The following is a 19,384-nucleotide window of genomic DNA, read 5'->3' on the forward strand; positions in this document are numbered from 1 at the left end:
ATCGGGGCGGGGATGCGAGACCCATCGCATCCCCGCCCCGTCTCCGGGTCTCCCCGGAGAACAGAACACTCGTGCCTACACAAAAAAGGAGGCGACGCTGTGACGCCAGTCGACATCAGCGCTGACAACAACCCCCTCAGGTCCATCGATGACGGGCGACTCCGCCGCATCGCAGGACCCTCGAGCCTCGTCATCTTCGGAGTAACGGGCGACCTGTCCCGCAAGAAGCTCCTGCCAGCGGTCTACGACCTGGCCAACCGCGGACTCCTCTCCCCCTCGTTCGGTCTCGTCGGCTTCGCACGCCGGCCCTGGTCGGACGACGAGTTCCGTGCGTTCGTCAAGGAGAACGTCGAGCAGCACGCGAGGACCCCGTTCAACGAGGAGGTCTGGACGCAGCTCGCGAAGGGCATGCGCTTCGTCTCGGGCGAGTTCGACAACGACGAGTCCTTCGACTCGCTGAAGTCGGTGCTCGACGAGCTCGACGAGGACCAGGGCACGCGAGGCAACCACGCGTTCTACCTGTCGATCCCGCCGCGATCCTTCCCCGAGGTCACGACCCAGCTGCGACGCTCGGGACTCGCGGATGAGCGAGAGGACTCCTGGCGCCGAGTCATCATCGAGAAGCCGTTCGGACACGATCTCGCGTCGGCCCGTGAGCTGAACAGCATCGTTGAGTCCGTCTTCTCGAGCGATGCCATCTTCCGCATCGACCACTACCTCGGCAAGGAGACGGTACAGAACATCCTCGCGCTGCGCTTCGCGAACTCGATGTTCGAGCCGCTCTGGAACGCCAACACGGTCGATCACGTGCAGATCACCATGGCGGAGGACATCGGCGTGTCCGGTCGCGCCGGCTACTACGACGGAGTGGGCGCCGCACGCGACGTCATCCAGAACCACCTCCTGCAGCTGCTCGCGCTCACCGCGATGGAGGAGCCGCTTTCCTTCAACGCCAAGGACCTCCGCCAGGAGAAGGAGAAGGCACTCGCAGCAGTCCGACTCCCCCGCGACCTGTCGCTCGCCTCCGCCCGAGGCCAGTACGGCTCCGGATGGCAGGGCGGCGAGTTCGTGCGAGGCTTCCTCGAGGAAGACGGCATGAACCCGCAGTCGACCACGGAGACCTACGCCGCCCTCCGGGTGGAACTCGACTCCCGCCGCTGGGCTGGGGTGCCGTTCTACCTGCGGACGGGCAAGCGCCTGGGCCGCCGCGTGACGGAGATCGCCGTCACCTTCAAGCAGGGACCGCTGTACCTGTTCGAGGAGGCGCAGCGAACTTCGCTCGGGCCGAATGCCCTCGTGATCCGCGTGCAGCCGGACGAAGGTGTCACCATCCGCTTCGGCTCGAAGATCCCAGGGTCTGGCATGCACGTCCGCGACGTGACCATGGACTTCGGGTACGGCCACGCGTTCACCGAATCAAGCCCGGAAGCCTACGAGCGACTCATCCTCGACGTGCTGCTCGGCGACCCGCCCCTCTTCCCACGCCACGAGGAGGTCGAGCTCTCCTGGAAGATCCTCGACCCCGTCGAGGAGTACTGGGCGACGCAGGGACAACCCGAACTCTACAAACCCGGCAGCTGGGGTCCGGCCTCGGCCACGGCCCTCCTCGCCCGCGATGGCCGCACCTGGAGGCGCCCGTGATCATCGAACTCGGCAACACCACGACCTCAGCCGTCTCGAAGCGGCTCGTGTCGATGCGAGAAGAAGGCGGAGCGGTCGCGCTCGGGCGCGTGCTCACGCTCGTCATCTCGACCGGCGAACGGCGAGGCGAGGCTGCGATCGCCGCAGCCAACTCCGCCTCAGGCGAGCACCCAATGCGCGTCATCGTGATCCACGTCGTCGACCGCAACGCGAAGACCTCCAACATGGACGCGGAGATCCGAGTCGGCGGAGACGCCGGGGCCAGTGAAGTCATCGTGCTGCACGTCTCCGGACCCGCAGCGGACGACCCCGAGACCTTGGTGCAGGCGCTGCTCCTGCCGGACGCCCCGGTGGTCGCCTGGTGGCCCGACTCCGCGCTCGGCGCCCCGAGCGCCTCGTCGCTCGGTCGCATCGCCCAGCTGCGCATCGTCGACTCCGGCAGCGCCAGCAACGGCGGTGAGACCGTCACGAAGCTCGCAGAGGGCTTCTGCGACGGTGACAGCGACCTCGCGTGGACTCGGCTCACCAGCTGGCGCGCGCAGATCGCCGCGGTGCTCGACCAGCCCCCGTACGAGCCTATCCAGGAAGTCGAGGTCATCGGGCGCCCCTCGCACACGTCGACCCTCCTGATGGCGGCCTGGCTGCAGCTGGCACTGCAGGTTCCGGTCCGGCTCGCTCAGGCGACCGAGCGAGAGCTCGGCCGAGCTCAGCTCCGCGCGATCAAGCTCACCCGCCCGAGCGGCGTGGTCACGTTCGAGCGCGTCAGCGACTCCGCGGTTGTGCTCACGCAGCCGGGTCAGCCGGAGCAGAAGATCCCGATGCCCGTGAGGGACCTGCCGGATGTCCTCGCAGAGGAGCTCCGTTCGCTCGGTCCCGACCGCGTCTTCGGCGAGGTGCTCGCCGAGGCCGCCGAGACGGAAGCCCGGGAGCTCGCGGTCGCTGAGACCGCTTCCACGACGGGCGAGTCGGCGGAGAACGACGGAGCGCAGGCATGACACAGGCTGCTCGAAGCAGGCACGTGGAGCCCTCCGTCTCGGCGGTTGCCGAGCACACAGCGCAGCGCTTCGCGCGGCTGCTGGGTTCCACGACGGCGGAGCTCCACATCGCCGTGAGTGGCGGCTCCGTCGCCACGAAAGTGCTCCCCGCCTTCGTCGCCGCGGTGGAGAGCGCAGGCCTCGACTGGTCGCGCGTGCACGTCTGGTTCGCCGACGAGCGATTCGTTCCGACGGGTCACGACGACCGGAACGTCGTCGCGGTCGCCGAGGCTCTCAAGGGCGCGGCCGGCTTCGAGCAGGCACGCCTGCACGCGACGCTCGCGAGCGACAGCGGAGAGTCCCTCGAGGATGCCGCTGCAGCCTACGAGGCTGAGCTGCGTGCACTCGTCCCGCCGGCCGACGGCGTTCCGGGCGGCATCCCGTCGCTCGACCTCGTGCTGCTCGGCGCTGGCGGAGACGGACACACCGCGTCGCTCTTCCCCGGCACGGAGGGGCTCGAGGAGACCTCGGCGCTTGTCGACAGCATCCGTGACTCGCCGAAGCCGCCGGCGGAGCGAGTGACGCTGACCCTTCCGGCCATCCGCGAGTCCGCCCGTGTCTGGGCAGTGGTCACCGGTGCCGAGAAGGCCAACGCCGTTCGCCTCGCCGCCACCGAGGGAGTCACCGCGAAGGAATCACCACTCGGCGCCGCGACCGGTCGCCTCGAGACGCTGCTGCTGCTTGACGCCGCCGCCGCCGAAGCGCTCGGCTAGGAGCCAGCTCGGCACGAACAACGGCCCCGGTCGAGAGGAGACTCTCGGACGGGGCCGTTGTTCGTTGCTCAGTCTTGTGAAGCTGAGGTGTTCAGGACTTCGAAGTCGTCTTGCCGCGACGCTCGCGCAGCTTCGACAGCGCCTCCTCAAGGAGCCGTTCCGCTTCCTCCGCCGTACGTCGTTCCTTGACGTATGCGAGGTGCGTCTTGTACGGCGCGACCTTGACGGCGGCTGGCGGGTTCTCCCGGTCACGTCCGGCGGGAAGGCCGGAGATCGGGCAGTCGATGAGATCAGGGATGTCGTCCTCCGCGATTTCCGCGGAGTAATGCCTGACGGTCTCGTTGCCGTGCGCGTCCCAGTACGAGATAGACACGCGGGCAGCGTGCACCCCGTGATCTGTCTCCCCCATGGGACCGGCACCGACACGCGATCCCCTGATCGCAGATCCCCCCTGGGCCACTAGCTCACCACAACCGTTTGAATGCGGGTGATGATGCCCATAGCGACGATAGCGAGCAGCCAGATGACCGCGAGGGTCACCGTGATGCGATTCAGGTTCTTCTCCGCGACGCCGGAGGCACCCAGATTGGAGCCCATGCCGCCACCGAACATGTCGGAGAGTCCGCCGCCTCGTCCGCGGTGCAACAGAATGAACAGGATCAGCAGGACGCTGGTGATGGCCAGCACGACCTGCAGGATGACGAGGAGAATATCCACGGAATCCCTCTCAGATGAACGGACTCGGACGTGGCCTGAGTGAACAGGCCACGTCCGAGTATAGATGGTTCGCGTTTGCGACTAGGAACCGACGTGCTGACGGAACCGCGCGATGGCGCTGAACTCGTCGACCTTGAGGCTCGCGCCGCCGATGAGTGCGCCGTCGACGTCAGGTTCGCGCATGAAGCCGGCGATGTTGTCTGACTTGACCGAGCCGCCGTAGAGGATGCGCGTAGCTGCCGCCACGGACTCGCCCAGGAGCTCTTCGAGCGCGACGCGAAGTGCGTTCGCGACGGTCTGTGCCTGCTCAGGCGTTGCCGCCTGGCCGGAGCCGATCGCCCAGACCGGCTCGTAGGCGACGACGAGGTCAGGTGTTCCCTCGACGCCCTCCAAGGCTGCCTTGAGCTGAGCCACTGGGACGGCACTCGCGCCGAACTTCTCGAGGTCCTCAGACGTCTCGCCAACGCACAGCACTGGCACGAGTCCGTGCTTGATCGCCGCCTTGACCTTGCTGCCGACGACCTCATCGGTCTCCGCGTGCAGTGTGCGTCGCTCGGAGTGCCCGATGATGACGTACTTGCAGGCGAGAGCGCTCAGGAAAGCTCCCGAGATCTCGCCCGTGTAGGCACCGGAGTCGTGCGCCGAGACATCCTGGGCGCCGTAGCTGAGCGACAGCTTGTCGGCGTCCACGAGCGTCTGGACGCTTCGGAGGTCGGTGTAAGGCGGGAAGACAGCGACCTCGACGTCGTCGAAGTCGTGCTTCGCGTCCTTGAGCGCCCAAGCGAGCTTCTGCGTGAAGGCGATGGCCTGGAGGTGGTCCAGGTTCATCTTCCAGTTGCCCGCCATGAGCGGGGTGCGAGTCGTTACCATCCGAGAACCTGCAATCCGGGCAGCTGCTTGCCTTCGAGGAACTCGAGGCTCGCACCGCCACCAGTAGAGATGTGGCCAAAATCGTCATCAGCGAAGCCGAGCGTGCGCACGGCTGCCGCAGAGTCACCGCCGCCCACGACCGAGAGGCCGTCGACCTTGGTGAGTGCCTCAGCGACGGTGCGAGTGCCTTCCGCGAATGCGGGGAACTCGAACACGCCCATGGGGCCGTTCCAGAACACGGTGCTCGACTCGCGGATAGCCGCGGCGAAGGCCTTGGCCGTCTCCGGGCCGATGTCGAGCCCGATTCCGTCCGCGCCGAACGCGCTGTCTTCGATGCCGTCGGCTGGGACGACCTCGTGCTCGGCGTCTGCCGAGAACGAGGCGGCGACGACGATGTCCGTCGGGAGAACGATCGAGACGCCACGCTCCTGCGCGTCCGCCAAGTACTGGCGGACGGTGTCGAGCTGGTCCACCTCGAGCAGGGAGGCGCCGACCTTGTGCCCCTGAGCCGCGAGGAACGTGAAGAGCATTCCCCCGCCGATGAGGATCGAGTCGACCCTCGGCAGAAGGTGCTCGATGACTCCGAGCTTGTCGGAGACCTTCGAGCCGCCGAGCACAACCGCGTAGGGGCGCTCGACCGCGGAAGTGAGTCGCTCGAGGACCTCGAGCTCGTTCGCCACAAGAAGGCCTGCGGCGCTCGGCACGATCTGTGGGAGGTCGTAGACGGAAGCCTGCTTGCGATGCACGACCCCGAACCCATCGGAGACGAACGCGTCCGCGAAGTTCGCGAGCTGCTCTGCGAAGGCGCGGCGCTCAGCGTCGTCCTTGCTCGTCTCCCCCGGGTTGAAGCGCAGGTTCTCGAGCACGACGAGCTGGCCGTTCTCGAGCGCGGCAACACGGCGTTCTGCGTCCTCACCGACGGTGTCGGCTGCAAGCGGGGCATCGATCTCGAGCAGCTCGCCGAGCCTGGCAGCTGCCGGCGCGAGCGAGTACTGCGGTTCTGGTGCCCCCTTGGGCCGACCAAGGTGCGAGATCACGATGACCTGCGCACCCTGGTCGAGGAGGAGGCGGAGCGTACCGAGGGAGGCGCGAATCCGACCATCGTCGGTGATCACGCCCTCCTTGAGCGGCACGTTCAGGTCGCAGCGAACGATGACCTTCTTTCCCGTGAGGGAGCCGAGGGTCTCGATTGTGCGAAGCGCCATGTTGGCGTTCCTTCCTCTTTTGCCGAAGTGGTTAGAGCTTGCTTGCGACGTACTCGGTCAGGTCGACGAGACGGACCGTGTAGCCCCACTCGTTGTCGTACCAGGACGACAGCTTCACCTGGTTGCCGATGACCTTCGTGAGCGGTGCGTCGAAGATCGAGGAGTGGTTCTCCCCGACGATGTCGCGCGACACGATGTCTTCCTCGTTGTACATGAGGAGGCCCTTGAACTCGCCTTCAGCGGCTTCCTTGTAGGCGGCGTTGACCTCTTCGACGGTCACAGGCGTCTTGGAGACGACGGTGAGGTCGGTGATCGAGCCGGTCTCGGTGGGGACGCGCAGAGCGAAGCCGTCGAGCTTGCCCGCCAGCTCGGGGATGACGAGGCCGATGGCCTTCGCTGCACCCGTCGAGGTGGGGATGATGCTGAGCGCTGCTGCGCGCGCACGGCGGAGGTCCTTGTGGGGGCCGTCCTGCAGGTTCTGGTCGGACGTGTAGGCGTGAACCGTGGTCATGAGACCCGACTCGATGCCGAACTTGTCGTTGAAGACCTTCACGAGCGGCGCGAGGCAGTTCGTGGTGCAGGATGCGTTCGAGATGACGTCGTCATTCTCGGGGTCGTACTCGGTGTGGTTGACGCCGAAGACGAAGGTCGGGGCCGGTCCGGAGGCCGGAGCCGAGAGGATGACCTTCTTGGCGCCTGCGCTGATGTGCGCACGAGCCTTGTCGGGGTCAGTGAAGTGACCCGTGCTCTCGATGACGATCTCGACACCGAGCTCGGCCCACGGCAGGTTCGCGGGGTCGCGCTCTGCAGTTGCCGTGATCTTCTTGCCGTCGACGTAGATGGCGTCTTCGTCGAACGAGATGTCGTTCTTCAGCTTGCCACCCGTGGAGTCGTACTTGAGGAGGTGTGCAAGCGTCTTGTTGTCGGTGAGGTCGTTGATTGCAACGAGCTCGAGGTTGTTGTCATCCTGCAGCAGTGCGCGTGCGTAGCTGCGTCCGATGCGTCCGAAACCGTTGATGGCGATTTTCGTCACGTGATGCTCCTTTTTCCTGTTGTTTCTCCGATTTGACAGGACTGTGTGGCCTTTGAGGGCCGGGTGCACCATCGCACCGAGTTCGGGGGAACGGTCTGCTCGGCGAGCCCGTTCAACATCGTCAGCCTAGTCCCATGGGCGTGCGCCCAGGTGACCAAATGGGGTGAGCTGTTCGGCGTAGGGATCAGAGCTCGTCGAGGACGGGCAGATTGGACTCCGTGCCCGGGATGCCACGGTCAGAGGCCTGCTTGTCGGCGAGGGCCAGCAGGCGGCGGATGCGGCCTGCGACCGCGTCCTTCGTCATGGGCGGGTCCGCGTAGCGGCCGAGCTCGTCGAGTGAGGCTTCCCGGTGCGCGAGGCGCAGCTGCCCGGCGTACTTGAGGTGGTCAGGCGCGCCCTCACCGAGAATCTCCAGCGCACGCTCGACTCGGGTGCAGGCCGTGACAGCGGCCTGGGCGGACCGACGCAGGTTCGCATCGTCGAAGTTGACGAGACGGTTGGCGGTGGCGCGGGTCTCACGACGCTGGCGGAGGCTCTCCCAGCTCTCCACGGTCGCGTGGGCACCGATGACGGTGAGCATCGCGCTGATGGCGTCGCCGTCTCGGATGACAACACGGTGCACGCCGCGCACCTCGCGGGCCTTGGAGGAAACCCCGAGACGTCCGGCCGCTCCGACGAGGGCCATCGCCGTCTCCGAGTTCGGCGTGATGATGTCGAGCGACGCGGACCGGCCCGGGTCGGTCAGGGATCCGGCGGCGAGGAACGCACCACGCCAGACGGCGGTGAGGTCGTCCTGGCTGCCCGTGGTGAGACGGTTCGGGAGACCGCGGACGGTTCGCCGGCGTGCATCCATGAGGCCAGTCTGGCGGGCCAGCGTCTCACCGTTCTCGAGCACGCGGAGGAGGTAGCTCTCCCCTGGCCGGGCTCCCGAGCCGGCGACGATGGAGATCTTCGCCCGGACGCCGTACAGCTCGAGCAGCTCGCGGCCCAGACGACGCGCGAGCATCTCCGAGTCGAGCTGAGCCTCGACCGCGATGCGTCCGGAGATCAATTGCAGACCGCCCGCGAACCGCAGGAGCGACGCGACCTCGGCAGCACGAGCTTGGGTTGTGGCCGCGCGAGTGCGCAGAAGCTCGTGCTTGACATCGGCGGTGAGCGTCACCGGGGTACCTCCAGGGATCAGAGTGAGTGGGCGCGACGAATCGTCGTCGCGAGTGCGAGATGGAACGAGCGTCACTCGCGACCGAGGTCGCGGTGCCGGACGCTGATGATCGTGTCATCGCGTTCGCGGAGCAGGCTCGCGATGCGCTCGGTCATGGCGACCGAGCGGTGCTTGCCGCCGGTGCATCCGACGGCGAGCGTCACGTGCCGCTTGTTCTCCCGCTCGTAGCCCCGCAGGACGGGGTCAAGCATCTCAATGTAGTGGGTCAGGAACTCGTCCGCACCTTCTTGGTCGAAGACGTAGTCGGAAACCCGCTTGTCGCGACCATTGAACGCGCGCAGTTCCGGCTCCCAGAACGGGTTCGGCAGGAAGCGCATGTCGACGACAAGATCTGCGTCGGTCGGGATGCCGTACTTGAAGCCGAAGCTCTGGACGGTCACGGCGACCTTGTTCTGGTCGGCTTCGCCGAATCGCTTCACGATGCGAGTCACGAGCTGGTGGCCGTTGAGTTCCGAGGTGTCGATGACGATGTCGCTCGCCTCGCGGATCTCCTGCAGGCGGCTGCGCTCTCGAGCGATGCCGTCGAGGATCGTCCCGTTGCCCTGCAGTGGGTGCGGACGCCGCACTGCCTCGAACCGCCGGACGAGGGTGCCGTCGGTCGCATCGAGGAAGAGCACATCGACCTCGTGCGTCTCGCGAAGGCCGCCGACGAGAGCCGTGAACTCCTCGAGCAGGTGACCACCGCGCACATCGACCGAGACGGCGAGCTTCGGGAGGGAGTCCCGAGCCTTGCCGGCGACCTCGATGAGGGGCCGGATCATCTGCGGGGGAAGGTTGTCCACCACGAACCAGTCGAGGTCTTCGAACGCCTTGCAAGCTGTCGATCGCCCTGCACCGGACATGCCCGTGACGATCATGATGTGCTGGCGTCCTTCGCCGTCGATCTCCGCCGAACTCATGCGCAGGTCACCTCCCATGGACTAAAACACCAGCCTACATAGCCCGAGCGTGCGTCTCTCACGCTTCTGTCGATTGATCGAGTGCGAACCGCTCCGAAATCGCACTGGCCGTCGCCTCGCCGATGCCCTGCACGGTGGTGAGCTCCTCGACGGTCGCCGCGCGCAGCCGCTTGACGGAGCCGAACTTCTTGAGAAGTGCGGCGACCCGCGTCGGCCCGAGGCCGGGGATGTCGGCGAGCACCGTCCCGATGTCAGCTTTGCGCTTCGAGCGCTGGTGGCGGATCGCGAACCTGTGCGCCTCGTCGCGGAGTCGCTGCACCAGGAACAGCGCCTCCGAGCCGCGCGGGAGGATGACCGGAAAGTCGTCGTCCGGCAGCCACAGCTCCTCGAGGCGCTTGGCGATGCCGACGACGGCTATGCCGCGAACCCCCGACTCCTCGAGGGCCCGCTGAGCGGCGTTGACCTGAGGGACGCCGCCGTCGATGAGCAGGAGCTGAGGCCGGTAGGCGAACTTGGCCCGCGTGGACTCTTGGGCGGCCGCCTTGACGGGGCCAGCGGAGAGGGCGGCGTCTTCGACGATCTCGGCGGGACTGGCGTCGCCGCGGAGGTACGCGAGTCGGCGAGTGAGCACCTGGTGAATGGAATCGGTGTCGTCCGTCGACGAGGCGATGTTGAAGCGACGGTAGTGCGACTTGCGTGCCAGTCCGTCCTCGAAGACCACCATGGAGCCGACGATGCCGGTGCCCTGGAGGTGGGAGATGTCGTAGCACTCGATTCGCAGGGGTGCCTCTCCGAGACCGAGCGCGTTCTGCAACTCGGTCAGCGCGTCGGACCTCGCGACGTAGTCGCTGCTGCGCTTGAGCTTGTACTGGGCGAGGGCTCCCATCGCGTTGATCGTCGCGGTCTTCAGCAGTTCCGATTTCGGGCCGCGCACCGCAGTGCGCAGCTTGACCTTGGCCTGCCGTGTGGCCTCGAGCCATTCTGAGAGCGCGTCGGCGTCGTCTGGCAGAGCCGGCACGATGATCTCGCCCGGCGGGAAGAGCCCATCCTTGCCGTACACGCGCTGCATCGTCTGATCGATGATCGTGCCGATATCGGTGTCGAGTTCCTTGTCGAGCACCCAGTTGCGGACTCCGCGAATGCGTCCGCCCCGGACGGTGAACTGCTGCACGGAGGCGCTCAGCTCGTCCTCGGCGATGCCGAACAGGTCGAGGTCGACGTTGTCCGGCAGCACGACGGCGCTCTTCTCGAGCACGTTCTCGAGCGCACCGATACGGTCACGGAGCTTCGCCGCGTCCTCGAACCTCATCTCGGTGGCCGCGAGCTTCATCTCGTCCTGCAGAGTCGTCAGGAGGCTGCGGTCGTAGCTCTCCATGAAGCGCACGAACTCATTGACGATGACACGGTGCTCGTCGATCGTGACGCGTCCGCTGCATGGTCCCCCGCAGCGGCCGATCTGCCCGGGGAAGCACGGTCGGCCGCTCTGCATGGCTCGCTTGTAGTTCGAGTCGTTGCAGGTACGGATCGGGAAGGCCTTGACCATGAGGTCGATGGTCTCGTTGACCGCCCACACCTTGGGATACGGGCCGAAGTAGCGCGCCCCGCGGATGCGCGGATTGCGAGTTACGAGCACACGGGGCGCTTCGTCGCCGAGCGTCACCGCCATGAACGGGTAGCTCTTGTCGTCCTTGAACTTCACGTTGAAGGGCGGCGAGAACTCCTGGATCCAGGTGTACTCGAGCTGCAGAGCCTCGGTCTCCGTGCGGACGACGGTCCACTCGACGCGGGTCGCCGTCGTCACCATGTGCCGCGTTCGCTCGTGCAGGCGCTCGAGCGGCGCGAAGTAGTTGCTGAGCCTTGCGCGGAGGTTCTTCGCCTTGCCGACGTAGAGCACGCGGTCGTCGTCCCCGAGGAACCTGTAGACCCCGGGGCTGGTGGGGATGTCGCCCGTCGCGGGGCGATATGGCAGGACGTTCGCCATCAGCGCGCAGCTGCCTCCCGCTCGAAGATCTCCTTCAGGTACTGGCCCGTGTGGCTGTCTGAGATGCCGGCGATCTTCTCCGGCGTGCCGACGCCGACGACGGTTCCTCCACCGGAGCCGCCTTCGGGGCCCATGTCGATGAGCCAGTCCGCTGACTTGATGACGTCCAGGTTGTGCTCGATGACGATGACGGTGTTGCCCTTGTCGACGAGGCCGCCGAGCACCTTGAGCAGCTTGCGGACGTCTTCGAAGTGGAGGCCCGTGGTCGGCTCGTCGAGGACGTAGACGCTGCGCCCGTTTGAACGTCGCTGCAGCTCGGTCGCGAGCTTCACTCGCTGCGCCTCACCACCGGAGAGCGTCGTGGCGGACTGCCCGAGCCGCACGTAGCCGAGGCCGACCTCCACGAGGGTCGAGAGGTAGCGGTGGATGGCCGTGATGGGCTCGAAGAAGTCAGCTGCCTCCGAGATGGGCATCTGCAGGACCTCCGCGATGTTCTTGCCCTTGTAGTGCACGCTGAGCGTCTCCCGGTTGTAGCGGGATCCGCCGCACACCTCGCAGAGGACGTACACGTCGGGGAGGAAGTTCATCTCGATCTTCAGCGTGCCGTCGCCAGAGCAGGCCTCGCACCTGCCGCCCTTGACGTTGAAGCTGAAGCGCCCGGGAAGGTAGCCGCGCGCCTTGGCCTCGCTCGTCTCGGCGAAGAGGGTGCGGATGCGGTCGAAGACGCCCGTGTAGGTCGCGGGGTTCGAGCGAGGGGTGCGGCCGATCGGGTTTTGGTCGACGTGGATGACCTTGTCGAGCTGGTCGACCCCGGTGATGCGCGTGTGCTTGCCCGCGACGGCCCGCGCGCCGTTGAGCTTGGCGGCGAGGACGCGGTAGAGGATGTCGTTCACGAGGGACGACTTGCCGGAGCCGCTGACACCCGTCACAGCTGTGAGGATGCCGAGCGGGAAGCTCACCTGGACGTTCTTGAGGTTGTTGGCCCTGGCGCCCACGACCGTCAGCTCGCGCTTCTTGTCGTACTTGCGACGCTTCTTGGGCGTGGTGATGCCCATGCGTCCCGAGAGGTAGTCGCCGGTGATCGATCTGGTGTTCTTCTCGAGGTCGGCGACGGATCCGCTGTGGACGACCTCTCCCCCGTGCTCGCCTGCGCCTGGGCCGATGTCGACGATCCAGTCCGAGGTGCGGATGGTGTCTTCGTCGTGCTCGACCACGATGAGCGTGTTGCCGAGGTCGCGCAGCTTCACGAGCGTCTCGATGAGTCTGCGGTTGTCTCGCTGATGGAGCCCGATCGAGGGCTCGTCCAGCACGTAGAGCACTCCGGTGAGCCCGGATCCGATCTGCGTCGCGAGTCGGATGCGCTGCGCCTCGCCGCCGGACAGCGTGCCGGCCGCGCGTGCGAGGTCGAGGTAGCTGAGGCCGACCTCGATCAGGAAGTCGAGTCGAGCTCGGATCTCGCGCAGCACCTGCGCGGCGATCTTCGCCTCGCGGTCGGTGAGCTCGACGGTGTTCATGAAGTCGAGGCAGTCGGCGAGGCTGAGCGTCGTCGCGTCGGCGATCGAGCGACCGTGCACCTTGACGGCGAGCACTTCCGGGCGCAGACGCGCGCCGTTGCAGGCCGAGCAGGGGATCTCACGCAGGTACTGGGCCCAGCGTGCCCGCGTCGCGTCGGTCTCTGCCTCGGCGTACTGGCGCTCGATGTAGGGCATGACGCCCTCGAAGCCGGAGCTGTAGGTCATCTGGCGGCCGAAGCGGTTGCGGTACTTGACCCTGACCTCGTACTCGCGGCCTTCGAGGATCGCCTCGCGCACTTCTTCAGGGAGCTTCTTCCACGGCGTCGTGAGCTTGAACTCGATCTGCTCGGAAAGGCCGAGCAGCAGCCGCTCGTAGTACTGGTAGAGGCTCTTGCCCTGCGAGCTCCACGGCAGGATGACGCCGTCGGCGATCGAGGCGAGCGGGTCGCCGATCAGGAGCTCACGGTCGACGGACATGCGCGTGCCGAGACCGTCGCAGGTCTGGCAGGCGCCGAACGGGGCGTTGAATGAGAACGTCCTCGGCTCGATCTCCGTGAGCGCGATCGGGTGGTTGTTGGGGCAGGAGAGTTGCTCGGAGAAGGTGGTCCAGGCGTCGTCTCCCTCCGCATCCACGAAGTTGATCTGCACAAGACCATCGGCGAGGCGCAGGGCGGTCTCGAGCGAGTCGGTGAGTCGACCGAGCACGTCCTCGGCCGCGACCAGACGGTCGACGATGACCGAGATGTCATGCTTGAACGACTTCTTGAGCTTCGGCGGTTCGGTGAGCTGGACGCGCTCGCCGTCGACCATCGCACGCGCGTAGCCCTGTCCGGACAGCGACTGGAAGAGGTCGACGAACTCACCCTTCTTCTGCTGCACGACGGGCGCGAGCACCTGGTACCGCGTGCCCTCCTCGAGCTCCATGAGGTGGTCGGCGATCTGCTGGACCGTCTGTCGCTGGATGACCTCGCCGCAGACGGGGCAGTGCGGGACTCCGATGCGTGCCCAGAGCAGTCGCAGGTAATCGTAGATCTCGGTGATCGTGCCGACGGTGGACCGTGGATTGCGGTTGGTCGACTTCTGGTCGATCGAGACCGCAGGGCTCAGGCCCTCGATGAAGTCGACGTCCGGCCGGTCGACCTGACCGAGGAACTGGCGCGCGTACGCGGAGAGGGACTCGACGTAGCGTCGCTGCCCCTCGGCGAAGATCGTGTCGAAGGCGAGCGAGGATTTGCCCGAACCGGAGAGGCCCGTGAACACGACAAGGCTGTTGCGCGGGATCTCGAGGTCGACGTTCTTGAGGTTGTGCACGCGTGCGCCTTGAACGCGAAGCTGTGAAGTGGGAGGAAGGACGGCCATAGCTCTTTCGGGTTCTCTCGTCGTGTGGATGCTCTGTGCGCCCGTCGTCGGCGGGCGGCCGTGCTCAGCCCTTGGTGACGTGACCGGCACGTTCCATGGTTCGCAGGTCCTGCTTCAGCGCCGAGAGCTCGTCGCGGAGACGCGCGGCGAGCTCGAACTTGAGCTCGGAGGCCGCGTCGAGCATCTGCGCGTTGAGGTCCGAGATGAGGTTCTCGAGCTCTCGGGCGCCGGAGGCGGCGAGGCCCTCGCGCTTGAGTTTAGGTGTCGTCTGGCGCTTGTTGTCGCCCTTGCCGCGGGAGGCGAGGAGCTTCTCGGTGTCCTGGCCCTCGCGCATGAGGGATTCGGTGATGTCGGCGATCTTCTTGCGAAGCGGCGTCGGATCGATGCCGTGCTCCGCGTTGTAGGCAAGCTGCCGGTCTCTGCGCCTGTCGGTCTCCTCTATCGCCTTCGCCATGCTGTCCGTGATGCGGTCGGCGTACATGTGCACTTCGCCCGTCACATTTCGGGCGGCGCGGCCGATGGTCTGGATGAGGGACGTGCTGGAGCGCAGGAACCCTTCCTTGTCCGCATCGAGGATCGCGACAAGCGACACCTCTGGCAGGTCGAGTCCTTCACGCAGCAGGTTGATGCCGACGAGGACGTCGTAGAGCCCAGCGCGAAGCTCCGAGAGCAGCTCGACTCGTCGCAGCGTGTCGACGTCTGCGTGCAGGTAGCGCACGCGAACGCCGTTCTCGCCGAGGAAGTCGGTGAGCTCCTCTGCCATCTTCTTGGTCAGGGTCGTGACGAGGACACGCTCGTCGCGGTCTGCGCGGAGGCGGATCTCCTCGAGGAGGTCGTCGATCTGCCCCTTCGAGGGCTTCACGACGATCTGTGGGTCGACGAGACCCGTCGGGCGGATGATCTGCTCCACGAAGCCGTCTGCTTGAGCGAGCTCGTACTTGCCGGGAGTCGCCGAGAGGTAGACGGTCTGGCCGACCCGGTCGCTGAACTCGTCCCAGCGCAGGGGGCGGTTGTCGAGAGCGCTCGGCAGGCGGAAGCCGTGGTCGACGAGGGTGCGCTTGCGCGAGGCGTCGCCCTCGTACATCGCGCCGATCTGCGGCACCGTGACGTGGGACTCGTCGATCACTGTGATGAAGTCATCGGGGAAGTAGTCGATGAGGCAGTGGGGAGCCTCACCCGGCGCCCTGCCATCCATGTGGCGCGAGTAGTTCTCGATGCCGGAGCAGAAGCCGATCTGCTCCATCATCTCGAGGTCGAATGAGGTGCGCATGCGGAGCCGCTGCGCCTCGAGGAGCTTCTGCTCGCGTTCGAAGACGCCGAGGCGGTCATCCAGCTCGTCGCGGATCTGGCCCATCGCCCGCTGCATAGCGTCGGCTCCCGCGACGTAGTGCGAACCCGGGAAGACGCTCACGGAGTCCATGGACCTGACGACGTCACCAGTGAGGGGGTTCAGCGCAGTCAGGGCCTCGATCTCGTCGCCGAACATCTCGATTCGGATCGCGAGCTCCTCGTAGACGGGGATGATCTCGATCGTGTCTCCGCGGACGCGGAAGGTGCCGCGCTGGAACGCGACATCGTTGCGCTGGTACTGCATCGTCACGAAGCGGCGGATCAGCTCCTGCCGCGGGATGCGGTCGCCGACGTGCAGGGCGAGCATGGAGTTGAAGTACTCCTCTGGCTTGCCGAGTCCGTAGATGCAGGAGACCGTCGAGACGACGATGACGTCGCGCCGGCTCAGCAGCGAGTTGGTTGTCGAGTGGCGCAGGCGCTCGACTTCCTCGTTGACGGAGCTGTCCTTCTCGATGAAGGTGTCGGTCTGGGGGACGTACGCCTCTGGCTGGTAGTAGTCGTAGTACGAGACGAAGTACTCGACGGCGTTGTTCGGCATGAGCTCGCGGAACTCGGTGGCGAGCTGCGCGGCGAGCGTCTTGTTGTGGGCGAGGACGAGCGCTGGGCGCTGCAGTTTCTCGATGAGCCAGGCTGTCGTGGCCGATTTTCCGGTTCCCGTGGCGCCGAGGAGCACGACGTCGGGCTCACCCGCGTTGATGCGGCTGGCAAGCTCTGCGATGGCCTTCGGCTGGTCGCCACTGGGGGTGTACTCGCTGACGACTTCGAAGGGACGGACGCTGCGTGTTGCTTGCATAGAACAAGTGTACGTGGCGGCTGCGACATTTCGGGGCCTCCGTGATGCGCTCTGCGCGATCACGGAGGCCCCGAAGCGAGGTGCAGCCGACGCGGACTAGTCCTCGCTCGAGAGCACGCCCTGCGTGTTCTCGAGGTGTGCCCGGATGAACCACTGGAACTTCTCGAGCTCGGAGACCTGGCCGATGACGAGGTCCTGTGTCACGAGGTCGAGGTCGTCCAGCCGTTTGATCGCCTCGCGATGATCGGTGATGACGCCGACGTACACGTGGTCGAGTGCCTCGAGGTGCTGGCGCGTACCGGCCCGGAAGACCTGGTAGTCGCCCCAGGTGCGGGCTTCGACGAGTGCTCCGGGGAGCCCATTCGGCGGGACGCCCAGAGCTGCCATGCGCTCTGCGAGTTCGTCGGCGTAGCCGCGGACCAGCTCGATCTGGGGGTCGAGCATCTCGTGGACGCCGATGAAGTCGCGCCCGATGACGTTCCAATGCGCGTGCTTGAGCGTCAGGTGCAGGTCGTTCAGTGCGTGGAGGCGGAGCTGGAGCAGCTCGCCGATCTCGTGTCCCTTGTCGAGCGAGAGTCCGGGAACCGTGTACTCGCCGTTCTCGGTGTGCTGGCTTGAGGCTGTCGTGGTCATGTCAGTCCTCTCTTGGGAGCGCGTCGCGCGTCTCCCGATCAGTGAGTCCCGTTCGTTGCGGGATGACCAACACTGTCAGCCCGGTCTGAACGTTTGGTCGGAAGACGTGCGGGGCGTCGAAGCGACGGACGTAGACTGCCCCGATGCGCCGCGAAGAGTCCGAGGGCACCCAGCTGCACGAGCGGGGTCCGTCGGCTGCACCGAGCTACGGGGTCCTCGCGGCACGGACTCCCATCGATCACGAGATCGAGATCCGTCGGTCCAGGTTCATCTGCCGTCTCGAGCGCGTCGAGAGCGAAGAGCAGGCCAGGCAGGTCATCGCCGACCGACGCTCCGCGCATCGTCTTGCTCGCCACCACTGCAGCGCCTTTGTGCTCGGCGACCGCAGAGGCATCCAGCGATCCAACGACGACGGAGAGCCCTCGGGAACAGCAGGCGTTCCCATGCTCGAAGCTCTCGTGCTCCACGAGAGAGTGCGCGGCGAGGTCGATTCAGCAGACCTGAGCGACGTCGTGGCTGTCGTCACGCGGTACTTCGGGGGTGTGCTGCTAGGGGCTGGCGGGCTCGTGCGCGCCTACTCGGAGTCCGTGTCGTCCACTCTCCAGCTGGCTCTGCTCGCGAAGCGGGAGTCGAGGGCGATCTTCGGGCTCGAGGCGCCGCACGCCACCGCTGGCCGGTGGGAGAACGAGCTCCGAACTCGCGGGGTCCTCGTCACGGGGACGGAGTATGCGGGGTCGACGGCGCTGTTGAGCCTCGCGGTTCCCGACTCGGCGGATGCGAGACGCGGCCTGGCCTCCGAGGTCGCTTCGATCACCGCTGGTGAGGGCACGCTCGTCCCGCTCGGTACCGAATGGGTCGACCTGAGCTGAGGGGAACCGACAACAGGGCATCAGGGGCCGCGTCCCGCCCTGTCTCGTCAGCGCATCAGACCCCGTAGGTCTGCGTCTCTGGTGCGCGTAACGCGATGGCGGCGAGGCGTCTCCACTCCCCGTCGACCTGCTCCAGCGTCTGGTCGAGCGGTGCACTCGTGTCGATGAGGACATCGGCGATCCTCCGTCGTTCCTCGTCGCTCGCCTGCGAGGCGATACGCGCCCTGGCTTCGGCAAGAGACATGCCCCTGCTCTCGACCAGCCGTTCCTCTCGAACAGCCGCAGGGGCATCCGCGACCCAGATCTCCTCGTAGTCGTAGTTGCTCGTCGACTCCACGAGCAGGGGGATGACGTGGACGACCAGGGCGGCCGGGTCATCGCGGAGCACCTCTTCGAGCCGCTCGCCGGTGAGGCGACGGACCTCCGGGTGCACGATGTCGTTGAGGGCGCCACGGGCCTCGTCATCGCCGAAGACGAGCGCGCCGAGGGCAGGGCGGTCGAGTGCACCATCGTCGAGGATGACGCCATGTCCGAAGCGAGCTGCGATCTGCCGGAGCGCCGGCGAGCCGATCGCCACGGCTTCCCTCGCGAACACGTCCGCATCGAGGATCACGCCGCCGAGCTCTTCGAGGCGCTTGGCGATGGTCGTCTTTCCCGAGCCGATGCCTCCGGTCAGAGCGATGGTGACCATGATGTGCCGTCCTCTCATCTGCGGATGCCCGCTGCGGGCATTGCCGTGAAGCCCACGCTACTGCGCCGAGGCAGCGATCGCAGCGCGTTCTCCCCAAGCCGCGCTCAGCCGATCCGCATGCCAGACTGAGAGCCAGGAGGCACTCACATCATGCTTGAAATTCTGACCGGTCTCGGGCTCGCGACGGCCAGCGGGCTGAACGCGTTCATCCCGCTCCTGGGCATCGGGCTCCTCGCCCGTTTCACCGACCTCATCGCGCTGCCGGCGGGCTGGGCATGGCTCAGCAATGACTGGGTGCTCATCATCGTGGGCGTGCTCCTGGTGCTGGAGCTCGTCGCCGACAAGGTCCCGGCACTCGACCACGTCAACGACTGGATCCAGACGGTCATCCGCCCCACCTCCGGCGGGATCGTCTTCGGTGCAGGCACGGCAAGCTCGACCGCGGCCATCCAGGACCCGGCGTCGTTCTTCACGAGCAACGCGTGGGTTCCCGTGGTCATCGGAATTGGCGTGGCGCTGCTGACGCACCTCACGAAGAGCAGCACGAGAGCAGCCGCGAACGTCGTCACGGCGGGAGCCGCCGCACCGGTGCTCAGCGTCGGCGAGGACGCCCTCAGTGTCGGGCTGCTGTTCTCCGCGATCCTCGTTCCTCTGTTCGTCGTGGTCATGCTCGCCTTGATCGGCGTGCTGGCCTGGGTCCTCTTCCGCAGCTTCAAGCGAGTCCGGGATGCGCGCGCCGCGCGAACCACGTCAGCCGCTCCCCCAGTTCCCCCGGGTCCTGGCCTGTCTGCCTGACCTTCGCACAGACGTATCGCCCGGCTGGAGAATCAGCCGGGCGATACCTCTGTGCGCAGCACGAC

General features: G+C 66.4%; 17 protein-coding genes. 5 read left to right on the forward strand and 12 right to left on the reverse strand.

Going from position 1 to position 19,384, the window contains the following annotated elements; genetic code table 11:
- Positions 1–99 precede the first annotated feature (99 nt).
- The 3 genes from zwf to pgl are packed head-to-tail and all read left to right on the forward strand — an operon-like array spanning position 100 to position 3,388.
- The gene (gene zwf, locus GV007_RS07575; RefSeq protein WP_236558410.1) at positions 100–1,641 is read left to right on the forward strand and encodes a glucose-6-phosphate dehydrogenase; all 1,542 of its coding nucleotides are present in this window, start codon (positions 100–102) and stop codon (positions 1,639–1,641) included.
- Complete coding sequence (locus tag GV007_RS07580; protein WP_160071746.1) at positions 1,638–2,636, forward strand: glucose-6-phosphate dehydrogenase assembly protein OpcA; 999 nt, start codon at positions 1,638–1,640, stop codon at positions 2,634–2,636. Before zwf ends, GV007_RS07580 begins: the two co-directional genes overlap by 4 nt.
- A complete protein-coding gene (gene pgl, locus GV007_RS07585) occupies positions 2,633–3,388 on the forward strand; it encodes a 6-phosphogluconolactonase (protein WP_160071747.1) in 756 nt (251 codons plus the stop codon). Before GV007_RS07580 ends, pgl begins: the two co-directional genes overlap by 4 nt.
- Before the next feature lie 91 nt (positions 3,389–3,479).
- Here the strand turns inward: pgl and GV007_RS07590 are convergent, their stop codons facing one another.
- The 11 genes from GV007_RS07590 to GV007_RS07640 all read right to left on the reverse strand — a co-directional run bounded on the left by GV007_RS07590 (position 3,480) and on the right by GV007_RS07640 (position 16,964).
- The gene (locus GV007_RS07590) at positions 3,480–3,848 is read right to left on the reverse strand and encodes an RNA polymerase-binding protein RbpA (RefSeq protein WP_104241217.1); all 369 of its coding nucleotides are present in this window, start codon (positions 3,846–3,848) and stop codon (positions 3,480–3,482) included.
- Positions 3,848–4,105, reverse strand: a complete 258-nt coding sequence (gene secG / locus GV007_RS07595; RefSeq protein ID WP_104241218.1) for a preprotein translocase subunit SecG — start codon at positions 4,103–4,105, stop codon at positions 3,848–3,850. The genes GV007_RS07590 and secG overlap by 1 nt, the downstream gene beginning before the upstream one ends.
- 81 nt (positions 4,106–4,186) lie before the next feature.
- Positions 4,187–4,975, reverse strand: coding sequence for a triose-phosphate isomerase (gene tpiA / locus GV007_RS07600; RefSeq protein ID WP_104331204.1), 789 nt, complete (start codon positions 4,973–4,975; stop codon positions 4,187–4,189).
- Positions 4,969–6,180 (reverse strand): phosphoglycerate kinase, encoded by a 1,212-nt coding sequence (locus GV007_RS07605; protein WP_160071748.1) that lies wholly within the window; start codon positions 6,178–6,180, stop codon positions 4,969–4,971. The genes tpiA and GV007_RS07605 overlap by 7 nt, the downstream gene beginning before the upstream one ends.
- A gap of 31 nt (positions 6,181–6,211) precedes the next feature.
- A complete protein-coding gene (gene gap / locus GV007_RS07610) occupies positions 6,212–7,213 on the reverse strand; it encodes a type I glyceraldehyde-3-phosphate dehydrogenase (protein ID WP_236558411.1) in 1,002 nt (333 codons plus the stop codon).
- Between the two features lie 184 nt (positions 7,214–7,397).
- Positions 7,398–8,375, reverse strand: a complete 978-nt coding sequence (whiA, locus tag GV007_RS07615; RefSeq protein WP_068481866.1) for a DNA-binding protein WhiA — start codon at positions 8,373–8,375, stop codon at positions 7,398–7,400.
- Positions 8,376–8,446: 71 nt separating this feature from the next.
- Positions 8,447–9,334, reverse strand: coding sequence for an RNase adapter RapZ (gene rapZ, locus GV007_RS07620; protein WP_068481863.1), 888 nt, complete (start codon positions 9,332–9,334; stop codon positions 8,447–8,449).
- A gap of 58 nt (positions 9,335–9,392) precedes the next feature.
- Positions 9,393–11,315 (reverse strand): excinuclease ABC subunit UvrC, encoded by a 1,923-nt coding sequence (uvrC, locus tag GV007_RS07625; protein WP_160071750.1) that lies wholly within the window; start codon positions 11,313–11,315, stop codon positions 9,393–9,395.
- Entirely contained in the window at positions 11,315–14,188 is a 2,874-nt protein-coding gene (uvrA, locus tag GV007_RS07630; protein WP_104241223.1) for an excinuclease ABC subunit UvrA, read from the reverse strand. The genes uvrC and uvrA overlap by 1 nt, the downstream gene beginning before the upstream one ends.
- A gap of 64 nt (positions 14,189–14,252) precedes the next feature.
- Positions 14,253–16,331 (reverse strand): excinuclease ABC subunit UvrB, encoded by a 2,079-nt coding sequence (gene uvrB, locus GV007_RS07635; protein WP_104241224.1) that lies wholly within the window; start codon positions 16,329–16,331, stop codon positions 14,253–14,255.
- Between the two features lie 96 nt (positions 16,332–16,427).
- Complete coding sequence (locus GV007_RS07640; RefSeq protein ID WP_160071751.1) at positions 16,428–16,964, reverse strand: Dps family protein; 537 nt, start codon at positions 16,962–16,964, stop codon at positions 16,428–16,430.
- A gap of 143 nt (positions 16,965–17,107) precedes the next feature.
- Between GV007_RS07640 and GV007_RS07645 the strand changes: the two genes are divergently transcribed.
- A complete protein-coding gene (locus tag GV007_RS07645; protein WP_160071752.1) occupies positions 17,108–17,833 on the forward strand; it encodes an IMPACT family protein in 726 nt (241 codons plus the stop codon).
- A gap of 55 nt (positions 17,834–17,888) precedes the next feature.
- On the opposite strand, the gene coaE is transcribed toward GV007_RS07645, so the two are convergent.
- The gene (gene coaE, locus GV007_RS07650) at positions 17,889–18,524 is read right to left on the reverse strand and encodes a dephospho-CoA kinase (RefSeq protein ID WP_160071753.1); all 636 of its coding nucleotides are present in this window, start codon (positions 18,522–18,524) and stop codon (positions 17,889–17,891) included.
- Between the two features lie 150 nt (positions 18,525–18,674).
- Here coaE and GV007_RS07655 point away from each other — a divergent pair, with 150 nt between their 5' ends.
- Positions 18,675–19,319, forward strand: a complete 645-nt coding sequence (locus GV007_RS07655; protein WP_160071754.1) for a DUF4126 domain-containing protein — start codon at positions 18,675–18,677, stop codon at positions 19,317–19,319.
- The last annotated feature ends 65 nt before the right edge of the window (positions 19,320–19,384 follow it).

The sequence above is a fragment of the Pseudoclavibacter sp. 8L genome (assembly GCF_902506465.1).
In the GTDB taxonomy this organism is placed as follows: domain Bacteria; phylum Actinomycetota; class Actinomycetes; order Actinomycetales; family Microbacteriaceae; genus Pseudoclavibacter.